General features: G+C 74.8%; 11 protein-coding genes. 7 read left to right on the top strand and 4 right to left on the bottom strand.

The window, feature by feature from the left end; genetic code table 11:
* Positions 1 to 96 precede the first annotated feature (96 nt).
* Positions 97 to 1197 carry an MBL fold metallo-hydrolase gene (locus ACFWXO_RS42900; protein WP_380532032.1) on the bottom strand — a complete coding sequence of 367 codons (1101 nt, stop codon included), beginning with the start codon at positions 1195 to 1197 and terminating at the stop codon, positions 97 to 99.
* Between the two features lie 46 nt (positions 1198 to 1243).
* Positions 1244 to 2206 (bottom strand): class A beta-lactamase, encoded by a 963-nt coding sequence (gene bla, locus ACFWXO_RS42895; RefSeq protein ID WP_380532029.1) that lies wholly within the window; start codon positions 2204 to 2206, stop codon positions 1244 to 1246.
* A 143-nt stretch (positions 2207 to 2349) separates the two neighbouring features.
* Between bla and ACFWXO_RS42890 the strand changes: the two genes are divergently transcribed.
* The gene (locus tag ACFWXO_RS42890; RefSeq protein WP_380532026.1) at positions 2350 to 3297 is read left to right on the top strand and encodes a LysR family transcriptional regulator; all 948 of its coding nucleotides are present in this window, start codon (positions 2350 to 2352) and stop codon (positions 3295 to 3297) included.
* A gap of 101 nt (positions 3298 to 3398) precedes the next feature.
* Complete coding sequence (locus tag ACFWXO_RS42885) at positions 3399 to 4262, top strand: serine hydrolase (protein WP_380532035.1); 864 nt, start codon at positions 3399 to 3401, stop codon at positions 4260 to 4262.
* Between the two features lie 63 nt (positions 4263 to 4325).
* Here the strand turns inward: ACFWXO_RS42885 and ACFWXO_RS42880 are convergent, their stop codons facing one another.
* A complete protein-coding gene (locus tag ACFWXO_RS42880) occupies positions 4326 to 5417 on the bottom strand; it encodes a DUF5937 family protein (protein ID WP_375895020.1) in 1092 nt (363 codons plus the stop codon).
* A 92-nt stretch (positions 5418 to 5509) separates the two neighbouring features.
* On the opposite strand from ACFWXO_RS42880, the gene ACFWXO_RS42875 reads away from it, so the two are divergent.
* The 4 genes from ACFWXO_RS42875 (at position 5510) to ACFWXO_RS42860 (ending at position 10782) form a co-directional block, all read left to right on the top strand.
* A complete protein-coding gene (locus ACFWXO_RS42875; protein WP_375895023.1) occupies positions 5510 to 5740 on the top strand; it encodes a hypothetical protein in 231 nt (76 codons plus the stop codon).
* A gap of 109 nt (positions 5741 to 5849) precedes the next feature.
* Entirely contained in the window at positions 5850 to 7547 is a 1698-nt protein-coding gene (locus ACFWXO_RS42870) for an FAD-dependent monooxygenase (protein WP_380532021.1), read from the top strand.
* 147 nt (positions 7548 to 7694) lie between these two features.
* Positions 7695 to 9089 (top strand): hypothetical protein, encoded by a 1395-nt coding sequence (locus ACFWXO_RS42865; protein ID WP_380532019.1) that lies wholly within the window; start codon positions 7695 to 7697, stop codon positions 9087 to 9089.
* A gap of 118 nt (positions 9090 to 9207) precedes the next feature.
* Positions 9208 to 10782 carry a purple acid phosphatase family protein gene (locus tag ACFWXO_RS42860; protein WP_380532017.1) on the top strand — a complete coding sequence of 525 codons (1575 nt, stop codon included), beginning with the start codon at positions 9208 to 9210 and terminating at the stop codon, positions 10780 to 10782.
* A gap of 104 nt (positions 10783 to 10886) precedes the next feature.
* Here the strand turns inward: ACFWXO_RS42860 and ACFWXO_RS42855 are convergent, their stop codons facing one another.
* Positions 10887 to 11279: a hypothetical protein gene (locus ACFWXO_RS42855; protein WP_380532014.1), complete on the bottom strand. Its 393-nt coding sequence runs from the start codon at positions 11277 to 11279 to the stop codon at positions 10887 to 10889.
* Between the two features lie 208 nt (positions 11280 to 11487).
* Between ACFWXO_RS42855 and htpG the strand changes: the two genes are divergently transcribed.
* A partial coding sequence (gene htpG / locus ACFWXO_RS42850) for a molecular chaperone HtpG (RefSeq protein ID WP_380532011.1) occupies positions 11488 to 12605 on the top strand: 1118 nt, incomplete at its 3' end.

Raw genomic sequence — 12605 nt, 5'->3', positions numbered from 1 at the left:
GTACGTCCAGTACGAGGCCGACTCGGGCGCACGCCCAGCCGGGCGCCCAACGCCGCGCGCTGATCTGCCAAGATCCGCCGGACAGGCCCTAGCCGGCTAACAACAGCCGTGGGCCACCGCCGCCCCGACGACCCCCTCCGCCGTCCCGGCCGCCTCCGCCGCCCCGACGGCCTCCTCCTTCTCGGCGATGCGGCCGCGCAGCATCGCGTCCATGACCGCCATGTACCGCTGGGTGCGGGGGCCGCCGAGCAGGAAGGGGTTGGCGGCCCCGGGCGGCTGGTGCCGCAGCTGCTCGGCCCGTTCCAGGCCGTGGTCGTTCGGGTGGTTGGAGAGCTCGACCTCCACGTTCGCCCGGCGCATGACGGCCCGGAAGGAGTGGACGGAGGCGAGGAAGGTGCGCAGCTCGGCGACCGTCGAGGGCGGCTTGAGACCGCCCCACAGCATCGCGCTGTGGTGCCGGCGCCCCGCCCGGACCGGGATGACCGGGGAGACGGTGCCGGGGGTGTGGCCCGGGGTGTGGTGCAGTTCGATCGTCGTGCCGCCGAGGGTGAGCTGCGCGCCGTCCGCGATGTCGAGGTCGCGGGCGGGGGCGTCGGCAGGGCGGGTGCGGGCCAGGAGGTCCCAGTCGGCCGCGGACATGTGCACCCGGGCGCCGTAGCGGTCGGCGAGGGTCTGCGCGCCGCCGAAGTGGTCCGGGTGGCCGTGGGTCACGACGATGTGCCGGATCGCCGTCGGGTCGGCGCCGACGGCCCGCAGCCCGGGGACGATGAGATCCTCGGCGTCGGCGGGCGAGGTGAGCGCGTCGATCAGCACGATGCCGTCGTCCGTCAGCACCGCCATCGCCGAGACCCAGCCCGCGCTCAGCAGCACGAGGTTGTCGAACAGTCTGACGGGCGGGGGCGCGGGCAGCTGGGGGAGGGCGGAGCCGGGTGTCAGCGCCGTCACCAGGGCCCGCAGCACGGGGTCGTCACCGGCCAGGCGGCGCGCCCGCTCGTCGTGCGCGCAGGCGGCGGACGGCGCCTTCGCCGCAGGGCGCGGGCCGGACGGTGCCTTCGCCGACGTTCCGGTGGCGGCCGAGGCCGGGCCCGGCAGGGCGGCCGGCGCGGCCCCGGCGGCGATACCGAGGACGGCGAGCTGGGCGAGCCGGCGCCGGGTGTAGTCGGCCTCCGTCGCGGCGCGGCGGGTGGGGCGGATCATCGCGGTCGGGCTCCTGGTCGGTCGGGAAGGGACGTTCCTGCGCACGTCAGCCGAGGGTGTTGACGACGGTCTTCGTCGCCTCGGCGAGCAGGGCGTCGTCGGACTTGGCGCCCGCCTTGCCGCGGTCGGACAGGACGACGATCACGATCGGGGCGCGCCCGCCCGACGGCCACGCCACCGCGGCGTCGTTGCGGGTGCCGTAGCCCGCGTTGCCGGTCTTGTCGCCGATCCGCCAGTCGGCGGGCACCCCCGCGCGGACGTACGGGCCGCCGGTCGTGTTGCCGACCAGCCAGTCCGTCAGCAGAGCGCGCCGGTCCTGCGGGAGGAGGTCGCCGAGCACGTAACGGCGCAGGTCGCCGGCGAACACCCGCGGCGTGCTGGTGTCGCGGGTGTCGCCCGGGGTGGCCTCGTTCAGGGTGGGCTCGGTGCGGTCGACGCTGGTGGTCGAGTCGCCCAGGTCCCGCAGGGACTTCTGGACGGCCGCCGGGCCGCCGAGTTCGGCGACGACCAGGTTGGCCGCCGTGTTGTCGCTGTACTGGATGGAGGCGGAGGCCAGGTCCCGCAGCTTCATGCCGGTGGCCACGTGCTGCGAGGCGACCGGCGCCCACTCCAGCACGTCCTCCTGACGGTAGGACACGACCTTGTCCAGGTCCGCGTCGGACGCCGTCCGCAGCAGCGCCCCGGCGGCCAGCGACTTGATCGTGGACGCGTACGCGAACCGCTCGTCGGCCCGGTGGGCGACCTCCCGGCCGCTGCCGGTGTCCACCGCGAACACGCCGAGCCGGGCGCCGAAGCGCTGCTCCAGCGCCGCGAAGGAGGCCTCCGCCGCATCGGCCGGGGCCGCCCCGGCCACCGGTACCGCCGTCACGGCGGAGGCCGCCGTACCGGAGGCCGTCGAGGCGCCGCCCGCCCCGCCGCACCCGCCGACCAGCGCGGCCACCAGCAGGGCCGCGGCGGGCAGCGCGACGCGGGGACGGTGGCGGCGGGGGCGGTGGAGGTCGGACGTCATCAGTGGTCTCCCAGGTGGTTCGTACCGTCACGGCCGCGCCGATGCGGTCGCGCCGTCGCGCTCAGCCAACCAGGCCGCCGACCCTCCAGTCCAAGACCGCAATCATGAAGAGGACGATAAGAAAACACCTATGATGGCTGGCCATGGACCTGCTGGGGCACCTCCGCCACTTCCGCGCCGTCGCCGAGGAACGGCACTTCGGCCGCGCCGCCGAGCGCCTGCGGATCGCCCAGCCCTCGCTCTCCCAGCGGATCCAGCGCCTCGAACGCGAACTCGGCGTCACCCTCTTCGACCGCGGCCCGCGCGGCGTCGACCTCACCCCGGCGGGCCGGCTGCTGCTCGCCGAGGCCGAGGAGACCCTGGACAGCGCCGCCCGCCTCCTGGCCGCCGCCGCCGACCTGCGCAGCGGACGGGCCGGCACCCTGCGCGCGGCCGTCCCGCCCGACCTCGGGCCGGCCACCCTCGCCGCGCTGCTCACCGGCTTCGAGGCCGCCTCCCCGGGCACCCGGCTCGAACTGCGCGAGGTGCCCGTCACGGCCGTGGTGCGCGAACTCGCCCAGCACACCGTCGACGTCGCCGTCGTGCGCCACCCCTGCCCGGCCGACGGACTGGCCTTCGGCCCCGTCCTGCACCAGCCGCTCGGCGTCCTGCTCGCCGACCGCAGCCCGTACGCCGACCGCCCGGAGCTCGCGGTGGCCGACCTCACCGGTCTGCGCCTGGTGCTCTTCCCGCGCGCCACCGCCCCGGCCCTGTACGACGAGGTGCTCACCACCCTGACCAGGCACGGCTGCACCCCCGAGGCCGTCGTCGACCCGCCGGGGCCCGACGTCGCGGGCGCGCTCGTGCTCACCGGCAGCGCCATCGCCCTGGTGCCGCGCACCGCGCCGCCACCGGGTACAGTCTGGCGTCCGCTCACCGGCACCCCGCTGGCCTGGCGGACCTCCACGGCCTGGCCGGCCGGGCGGGGCGGGCCCGCCGTCCGCCTGTTCGCCCACACCGCCCACGAGGCGCTGACCGGACCGGGCGGCCTGCTGCCCCCACCGCCCCACCGCCCGCTCTACCCCCGGCCCGCAATGGAGTTCCCGCTGTGACCAGCGACCGCACCGGAGCCGAGCGCCCGACCGCCGACCGTACGGCCGCCGTCGGATCAGCCGCCGACCGGACCCCGCACAGCCGCGCCGCGCGCACCCGCATCACCGCCGCCTTCGCCGACGCCGGCGTCACCGGCCGGCTGCACGCACGCGACCTCGACACCGGCGCCGAGATCGGCCTCGGCGCCGACACCGCCGTCAGCACCGCCAGCGTCCACAAGCTCTGCCTCCTCGTGACGCTCTACCGCGAGGCCGCCGCCGGACGGATCGACCTCACCCGACAGGTCGAGATCCCCGCCACCGGCCGCACCCCCGGCGGCACCGGCCTCGCCGCCATGCTCGACCCCGCCCGCCTCTCCCTGCGCGACCTCGCCTACCTCACCGCCGCCGTCAGCGACAACACCGCCGCCGACACCCTGTGGGACGAGATCGGCCTCGACGCCGTCAACCGCACCATGGCCGACCTCGGCCTCACCCGCACCGTCGCCGTCCACACACTCCGCGACCTCAGCGCCGCCCTCGCCGAGGACACCGGCCCGGACTCCCCGGTCGACCCCGCCGTCGTCGCCCGCCTCAGAGTCCTCGACCCCGCCTTCACCAACCACAGCACCCCCCGCGACATGACCACCCTGCTCGCCGCCCTCTGGCACGGCGACGCCTGCCCCGGCGACCACGGCGCCGCCCTGCGCCGCCTCCTCGGCCTCCAGGTCTGGCCGCACCGCCTGGCCTCCGGCTTCCCCTACGACGACGTCCGCGTCCACGGCAAGACCGGCACCCTCCCCACGCTGCGCCACGAGGTCGGCGTCGTCGAGTACCCCGACGGCGGCCGCTACGCCCTCGCCGTCTTCACCCGCGCCGCGGCCACCACCATCACCCTGCCCGCCGCCGACGCCGCCATCGGCACCGCCGCCCGCCTCGCCGTCGACGCCCTCCGGGCCCGCGCGGCCACGGGCCCGACGGGCTGACAGCCCGCGCGCGTTCGATCCGCGCACTCTGCGCGTACCGCCGAGCAGTTCGCCGGGCGGGCCTCAGCGCAGCACCGACTCCAGGAAGTCGCTGCCGATCCGGGCCACGACGGAGATGTCGAGCTGGTGCAGGACGTAGCGGCCCCGGCGCCGGGTGACGAGGAGCCCGGCCTTCCGCAGGACGGCGAGGTGGCGGGAGATCTCGGGGGCGGTGAGCCCGTACGCGTCGGCCAGCTCGTTCGTCGAGTACGCGGCGCGCGCCAGGTTGCGGCACAGGTTCATCCGCATCGGGTGGGTCAGCGCGTCCAGGCGCAGCTTGACCGTCTCCACGGGCTCGGCGCCGCCGATCTCGTGGGCCGCGGCCGGGTACTGGATCACCGGCTGCCAGCCCGGCCCGTACAGGGTGAACAGGTGCGGCCAGCCGAAGACGCTGGGCAGCAGGGTGACGGCGGTGTCGCGGGCGTCGGTGCGCCCGTGCACGAGTTTGTCGACGACGATGCGGCTGCCGTGCTCGTCCTCCTCCAGGCTCAGCGCCGGCGACGCCGCCGTGAGGGCCTCCGCCAGGCCCTTGCGGCGCAGCAGGTCGGTCTTCTGCTGGGCGTCGGCGGTGAGCTGGACGCGGACCCGGCGCCAGGTGTCGGCGAAGAACGCCCGGTCGCAGTCCTCCAGGAGGCGCCGGATCCACGCCCGGGTCCCGGTGGGGTCGTTGAGCATCCGTTCGACGAACGCCGCCTGGTGCGGGCCGCGGGCCGCCGCCAGGTCGAGCGAGCGGCGCCGCGACCACGCGTCGGTCAGGGGCGAGGGCAGCCCCTTGGGGTAGTGGTTGGTGCTGCAGGAGATCTCCAGGGCCGCCCCGACGAACCTCTCGTCCGGCATCCGGTCGAGGTCGTCCAGCTCCTCGGCGAGGGTCTGCCGGGGGCAGGCGGGGATCAGGAAGTCGGAGCGCGTGGAGCGCCACATGAAGTCGGCCTCCAGCATCCGGCCGGCCAGTTCCGGTTCGAGCGTGCCGGAGGTCGCCGTCGTCCACGCGTGCAGCCGGGGGTGGTGGGCGGGCTCGGCGAGCGCGTGCAGCGCGTTGCCGAGCTCGGCCAGCGGCGAGGGGTGGAAGGCGATCCGCTCGTGCGGCAGTCCGGTGATGTCGATGGTCACGCTCACCCCACCATGGTGCCCGGCCCGCTGACCACGTCATTTGACGGGGGTCGTCAATCGGCGGGACCGGCGGGGCGGCCGGGGTGCACGGTGGGCGCATGAACGCACTGCACCAGCACCTCCTGGACAGCTACCGAGCCGCCCAGCACGCCGAACCGGCCCCGCCCGCCCCCGGCACCCACGACCTCGCGGTGCTCCGGGCGGCCCGTGACCACCGCCGTTTCGAAGCGGTCGTCGCCGGCCGCCCCACCCCCGGCCGGCTGCGCTTCGCCGTCCGCCGCTGGCTGAGCGCCCAGGGCCGGCGGGCCGGGGCCGAGACCAGGTGCTGAGACCGGCACCGGTGCCGGGGCTGCGGCGCGGTCGCCGTCACCCGCCCGGCCCGCCACCCTGGGAGGTGGACCAGGGGGACGCACCGGGGACGCAGCCGGGAGGTTTCCAGTGGACGTACTCGTCGTGGGCGCCGGACCGGTCGGCCTGACCGCCGCCGTGGAACTGCGCAGGCGGGGGATCGGCTGCCGGCTCGTCGAACGGCTGCCGCAGCGGCTGCCGTTCGCGAAGGCGGTCGGTGTCCAGCCGCGCACGCTGGAGATCTGGGACCGGATGGGACTGGTGCGCGCCGCGCTCGACGCCGCCGTCCCGATGCGCGGGCAACTGCGCTACGTGAACGGCACCGAGCAGCCGAGGACCGACCTGGCGCTGCCGCCCGAGGTGCCGTACGGCTTCGCGGCGCTGCCCCAGTACGAGACCGAGCGGATCCTGGAGGAGCACCTGATCCGCCTCGGCGGCCGGATCGAGCGCCGCAGCGAACTGGTGTCGTTCACCCAGGACGACGACGGCGTCACCAGCCGCCTGGTCACCGCGGCGGGGGAGGAGGAGGTCCGCTCCCGGTACCTGATCGGCTGCGACGGTGCGCACAGCACCGTCCGCAAGGGGCTCGGGCTCGGCTTCCGGGGCGGGGCGTTCCCGGAGGAGTACATGCTCGCCGACGTCGAGGTCGACTGGGACCTGCCGCCCGGCTACGGCGTGCGCGCCCTGCACCGGGGCGAGGACGGCCGCGTCGACGACCTGCTGGTCTGCATCCCGCTGCCCGGCCGGGGCCGCTACCGGATGTCGATGCTGGTGCCACCCGAGCTGTCGGCCGCACCGGCCGCTTCGGCCGCGCCTGCCGTCCCGGCCGAATCAGCCGCGCCTGCCGCTTCCGGCGTCGCGCACGGCCTGGAGGGCGGCCGGGGCCCGGCGCTGTCCGACGTCCAGACGGCCCTGGACCGGCTCTCGCCGCGGCCGGCCACCGCCTCGGCCCTGCGCTGGTCCTCGGTCTTCCGGATCAGCCACCGGCTGGTGGACCGGTACGGGGACGGCCGGGTCCTGGTCGCCGGGGACGCCGCGCACATCCACCCGCCCACCGGCGCGCAGGGCATGAACACCGGCATCCAGGACGCCTACAACCTCGCCTGGAAGCTCGCCCTCACGATCGGCGGCACCGCCCGCCCGGGCCTCCTCGCGAGCTACGACGCCGAGCGCCGCCCGGTCGGCGAGGAGGTGGTCGGCCGCACCGTCCGGCACGCCGCCGAAGGCGTCCAGGCCGACCCGGAGGACCCGGCGACCCTGCTGCTGCGCGAGGCCCAACTGCTCGTCGGCTACCGCGACAGCCCGATCGTCGGCCCCCCGGACGCCGACGGCGCCGACGGCGACAGCGGTGCCGGGCCCGCCCCCCGCCCCGGCGACCGGGCCCCCGACTGCACCGGCCTGACCGGCGAGATCGCCACCTACCCGCAGCGCCTGTACGACGTGCTGCGGGGCGGCGAACACGTGCTGCTGCTGTACGGCACCGACCGGGAGTCGACCGGAGGATTCGACGAACTCGCCTCCCTCGCAACCGAACTGACTGGTCATCAGCTCACCTCCTACGTGATCCTCGCCGACGGCGCACGGCCGCCCGCCGGCGGGACGCGGCTCCCGGTGTACCGCGACACCCGCGGCGAGTTCGCCCGCGCCTACGCCACCCAGGCGGGCCCGACGGCGTTCGTCGTCCGCCCGGACGGCTACCTGGGCACCCGCCTGTACCCGCCCACGGCCGAGGGCCTGACCGCCCACCTGGCCCGTGTCTTCCGCACCCCCCGCCCGGAAGGGCGCTGATCCCGGCTGGTCCCGGCTGGTCCCGGCTGGTCCCAGCGGTCCCAGCGGTCCCGGTGTGCCCCGGTGTGCCTCCTCGCTTGGCCCGTGTCGCGGGGCGTTCGTACGATCTGGCCCTTCCCCCCGAGCACGGCAGGACCAGGACATCCCATGACGCATCCCCTCACCTCGCTGCGGGCGGCGCTGGGCCTGTCGCAGCCCGAGTACGCCCGCCTCGTCGCCCGCACCCACGACGAGCTCGGCCTGGGGCGGATGGCCGCCCGCCGGGAGAAGGTGTCCCGCTGGGAGTCGGGGCGGATCGCCCCCGAGTTCACCGCGCAGCTGGCGATGGCGCACCTGCACGGCGTGGCGGCCTGGGAGGTCCGCCGTCTGGGCTGGCCGTTCTGGGCGCACCTCGCCACCCGGGACGCGGCCCTGCTGGAACAGCCCCACACCGACGAGGGCGCCGTGACCGTCCTGGCCGGTACGGCGCTGCCGCCCGAGGAGACCCCGGCCCGGGCGCCGGCACCGGTCCTGAGCGGCGCGGCACTGACGGGCCAGCTGCGCGGTGCGCTGGAGCGCCTGCGCCTGAACCGGGCGGTGGAGGCGGCGCCGGGGGCGGACCTCGGGGCGCTGACCGGCCGTGTCGCGGGGATCGAGGCGCGCACCGGCGCCCTGGAGGGCCACGAGAACGCCACCGGGCTGTCGCCCGCCGTCCTGTACGCGGCGGCGCACGCCGAGCACCGCCTGGTCGTCTCCCTGCTCACCCGCGCCGGGCACCCCGGCGCACCGGCGTCGGACCCGTCGTCGGCACACCTGTCGTCGGCACACCCGTCGGTGCGGCGCCTGTTCGCGCTGGCCGCCCGCACGTCCTTGCTCTGCGGGTGGTTCAGCCTCGCCCTCGGCGAGGACGCGCGGGCCGAGCGGCACGGCCTCGCCGCGGTCCGGGCCGCCGCCGCGGCCGGTGAGCCGGCGCTCGCCGCGCGGGCCATGTCGCAGCTGACCCTCCACCAGCTGGTCGCCGGTGCGGCGGAGGGCGCCGTCACCCTCATCCGCGCCGCCCGCGCCGCCGGCCCCCGCAGCCCGGCGGCGGAGGCGACGCTGCACTGCTTCGACGCCACCGCGACGGCCCAACTCGGCCACGCGAGCGCGGCCGAGGCCGCACTGGACCACGCCGGGCAGTGCATGGCGGACGCGCCCGCCGACCCCTCGCTCGACCCCGGCATCCACCAGCGCCTGTCGATCACCCGGGGCGGCGTGCTGTGGTACCTGGGCAGACCCCGCGGGGCCGCACCGTACTTCCGGGCCTTCGCCGACACCCTGCTCCTGCCGCAGGACACCGCCCACCACCCGCACACCGCGCTGTTCCTGCTGTACGCGGTCGACACCCACCTGGCCCTCGGGGAACTCGACGTCGCCGCCGCACTGGCGCACCGCGCCCTCGACCTCACCGGCGTGCTTGCGCCGGGCCTGGCCCGTGGCTACCGCGACAAGCTCACCGTCCACCGGCACGAGCCCCTCATCGCCCACGCCCTCGACCACCTGAACGACAGCGCCGCGTCCTGAGCCCGCGTCCTGAGCCCGCGTCCTGAGCCCGCGCCCTGGGCCCGCGCCCGCCCTGAGCCCGACTCCGGTGTCGTCCGTCCTCTTGTCAGATGTTAGGGAAGTTTCCTAACTTGATGTCATGTCCGAGACACCACGGCACCCCCGGTACTCCCGGCGCTCCCTCCTGCGCGTCGGCGCGGCGGGCGGAGCGGCCTTCACCGGCGGCCTCCTGCTGCCCGGCGCCGCCCGGGCCGCCGCCCCGCACCCCACCGTCCTCGACACCCCCGTCCTCGACACCCCCACCCTGCCGTCGCCCCGCGGCGAGCGCACCGCCGGGTCCGCGCTGCGGCCCTTCGGCCGGCACCTCGCCTACGGGGCCGACCCGTCCCGCCAGGTCGTCGTCTCCTGGCAGGTGCCGGACGCGGTGACCGCCCCCTTCGTCCGGATCGGCCTGCAGCCCGGCGACCTCGGCGCGCCGGTCCCCGCCGAGGTCCGCACCCTGGTCAGCAAACTCGCCTGGCAGCACCCGGTCGAGGACCAGCCGCTGGTCAAACCCACCACCGTCACCCAGTACTACCTGCACGCGCGGGTGGACCAGCTGGTCCCGGACACCACCTACTACTACGCCGTCGGCCACCAGGGCCACGACCCGGCCGGCCGGCTCGGCGACGTGGCGAGCTTCCGCACCGCACCCGCCCCCGGACGCGGCGCCGGCTTCACCTTCACGGCCTTCGGCGACCAGGGCATCGGCTACAACGCCGCCGCCACCGCCCACCTGATCGCCGGCCTCGACCCCGCCTTCCACCTCCACATGGGCGACCTCTCGTACGCCAACAGCGGCGGCAGCGGCAAGACCGACGACGCGTACGACGCCCGCCTGTGGGACTCCTTCTTCGTGCAGAACGACCCCGTCGCCGCCCGGACCCCCTGGATGGTGGCGGTCGGCAACCACGAGATGGAGCCCTGGTACGGCGGCGACGGCTACGGCGGCGTCCGCGCCCGGTTCACGATGCCCGACAACGCCTGGGACCAGTCGACGGGCATCTACTCCTGGCGCTACCAGAACGTCGGCCTGGTCAGCCTCGACGGCAACGACGTCTGCTTCAACACCCCCGCCAACCTCGACCACACCAAGGGCCGGCAGAAGAAGTGGCTGGAGGCCCGGCTCGCCGCCCTGCGCGCCGACCCCGGCATCGACTTCATCGTCGTCTACCTGCACCAGTGCACGTACTCCACCTGCCACGACAACGGGGCCGAACTCGGCGCGCAGCAGGACTGGGCCCCGCTGTTCGACAAGTACCAGGTGGACCTGGTGCTCAGCGGCCACAACCACGTCTACGAGCGGACCGACCCGATCCGCGCGGGCAAGGCCACCCGCAAGGCCGCCTCCGGCGACACCGTCAACCCGGTGAAGGACGGCACCACCTACGTCGTCGCGGGCGGCGGTGGCGGCGGGCTCTACAAGTTCCCGGCCTCCGACACCTACCTCGGGCACGAGACCAGGAACGACGCCCCGGTCCCGATGGTGGTCTCCGACCGGAGCGGCCACGAGCAGACCGTCAAGGTCACCTGGTCCAGGGTCCGTTACACCGGCTACTGCCTGGTGGCGGTCGACGTGACGCCCGCCGTGGGCGGCGCGCCGGCCCGGATGGAGGTGCGGTCCGTCACCGAGGACGGCACGGCCGTGGACCGCGTCACCGTGCAGCGCGGCTGAACCCGGGCCGGCGCCGCGCGGGAAGGCCGAGGAGCGGCCCGCCCCTTCCGTGGGCGGACCGCTCCGGTGTCACCGGGGCGACGGCTGTCACCCGGGCGACGTCGTCACAGGCCGACCTGCGACGAGCAGCGACGGAAGGGGACCGGGGGGAACCAGCCGACGGAGTCGTTGCCGCAGACGTAGACGCTGGTGAGACGGGTGTGGTACTTGATCGCGCTGGCCTGGTTCTTCGCCAGCTGGAACTCGTGGACCTCGCCGGAGGCGGTCTTCACGAAGGCGCTGGCCCCGTTGAAGCGGGTGCCGGTGGACATCCAGACCCAGCCGTCCGAGCAGTTGTCCACCTGGACCTCGACGTCGTAGAAACGCAGCGGCCGGGTGCAGCCCGCGGTGGCGGCGGTGCCCGCCGAGGCCGGAGTGGCCGCGACGGCGGTCAGCGCGGACACGGCGAGGCCGAGGACGGCGACCGTCTTGGGCAGCTTGCCCGACAGAGACTTCATGGGGTGGCTCCAAGCATTCGATGAGCGTTTCCGAGCATGCGATCCGAGCTGTCCGCTCGGGCCGTGCCCCCACTGTTCTCGGAGCGGCTCACCCGTGGCATCGGTCATTTGACTGTCGATGTGCCGGAAACGGCAGGTGGGCCGTGCGAGGTCCTCCGTATCCTTGGCCGGTCACCACACGCGTACGAACATGAAGGAGAGACCCCTCGTGGCCAGCCCGACCGAGACGCTCGAGTTCCAGGCGGAGACCCGCCAGCTGCTGCAGCTGGTGATCCACTCGATCTACTCGAACAAGGACATCTTCCTGCGCGAGCTGATCTCCAACGCCTCCGACGCCCTCGACAAGCTCCGTCTGGAATCCCTCACCGACACCGACCTCGCGGCCGACACCTCCGACCTGCACATCACCCTGGAGGTCGACCGGCAGGCCCGGACCCTGACGGTGCGGGACAACGGCATCGGCATGACCCGCGAGGACGTCGTCGACCTGATCGGCACCATCGCGAAGTCCGGCACCGCCGGCCTGCTGGCCAGGATCAAGGAGGCCAAGGACGCGGAGGCGGCCCAGAACCTGATCGGCCAGTTCGGCGTCGGCTTCTACTCGGCGTTCATGGTCGCCGACAAGGTCACCCTGCACACCCGCCGGGCCGGCACCGAGCAGGGCACCGCGTGGGAGTCCGACGGCGAGGGCACCTACACGATCGCGCCGGCCGACGGCCTGCCGGCGGGCACCTCGGTGACGCTGCACCTCAAGCCGGCCGACGGCGAGGACGGCCTCGGCGACTACCTGGCGGGGTGGAAGATCCGCCAGATCGTCAAGCAGTACTCGGACTTCATCCGCTGGCCCATCCGCATGGCCGCCGAACCCGCCGCCGCGGACGCCGCCGCGGACGCCGCCGCGGACGGTGCCGAGACCGAGACCGAGGCCGAGACCGTGGACGGCGCCGAACCCGCCGACGCGTTCGAGACGCTGAACTCGATGAAGGCCCTGTGGGCCCGCCCCCGCAGCGAGGTGACCGAGGCCGAGTACCACGAGTTCTACCAGCAGATCAGCCACGACTGGCAGCCCCCGGCCGAGACCGTCCACATGCGCGCCGAGGGCACCTTCGAGTACGAGGCGCTGCTGTTCATCCCCGCCCACGCCCCGTTCGACCTGTTCTCCCGCGACACCAGGCGGGGCGTGCAGCTGTACGTCAAGCGCGTGTTCATCATGGACGACTGCGACGCGCTCATGCCGAACTACCTGCGCTTCGTCAAGGGCGTGGTCGACGCCCACGACCTGTCGCTGAACGTCTCCCGCGAGATCCTGCAGCACGACCGCCAGAT

The organism is Kitasatospora sp. NPDC059088 (genome assembly GCF_042738155.1).
GTDB lineage: Bacteria > Actinomycetota > Actinomycetes > Streptomycetales > Streptomycetaceae > Kitasatospora.
This window is presented reverse-complemented; position numbering and strand designations above follow the sequence as displayed.

What these genes read in the sequence shown, in the direction of transcription:
- ACFWXO_RS42900 (WP_380532032.1), bottom strand. Translation starts at nt 1,197, where the DNA reads ATGATCCGCCCCACCCGCCGCGCCGCGACGGAGGCCGACTACACCCGG.
- bla (WP_380532029.1), bottom strand. Translation starts at nt 2,206, where the DNA reads ATGACGTCCGACCTCCACCGCCCCCGCCGCCACCGTCCCCGCGTCGCG.
- ACFWXO_RS42890 (WP_380532026.1), top strand. Translation starts at nt 2,350, where the DNA reads ATGGACCTGCTGGGGCACCTCCGCCACTTCCGCGCCGTCGCCGAGGAA.
- ACFWXO_RS42875 (WP_375895023.1), top strand. Translation starts at nt 5,510, where the DNA reads ATGAACGCACTGCACCAGCACCTCCTGGACAGCTACCGAGCCGCCCAG.
- ACFWXO_RS42865 (WP_380532019.1), top strand. Translation starts at nt 7,695, where the DNA reads ATGACGCATCCCCTCACCTCGCTGCGGGCGGCGCTGGGCCTGTCGCAG.
- ACFWXO_RS42860 (WP_380532017.1), top strand. Translation starts at nt 9,208, where the DNA reads ATGTCCGAGACACCACGGCACCCCCGGTACTCCCGGCGCTCCCTCCTG.
- ACFWXO_RS42855 (WP_380532014.1), bottom strand. Translation starts at nt 11,279, where the DNA reads ATGAAGTCTCTGTCGGGCAAGCTGCCCAAGACGGTCGCCGTCCTCGGC.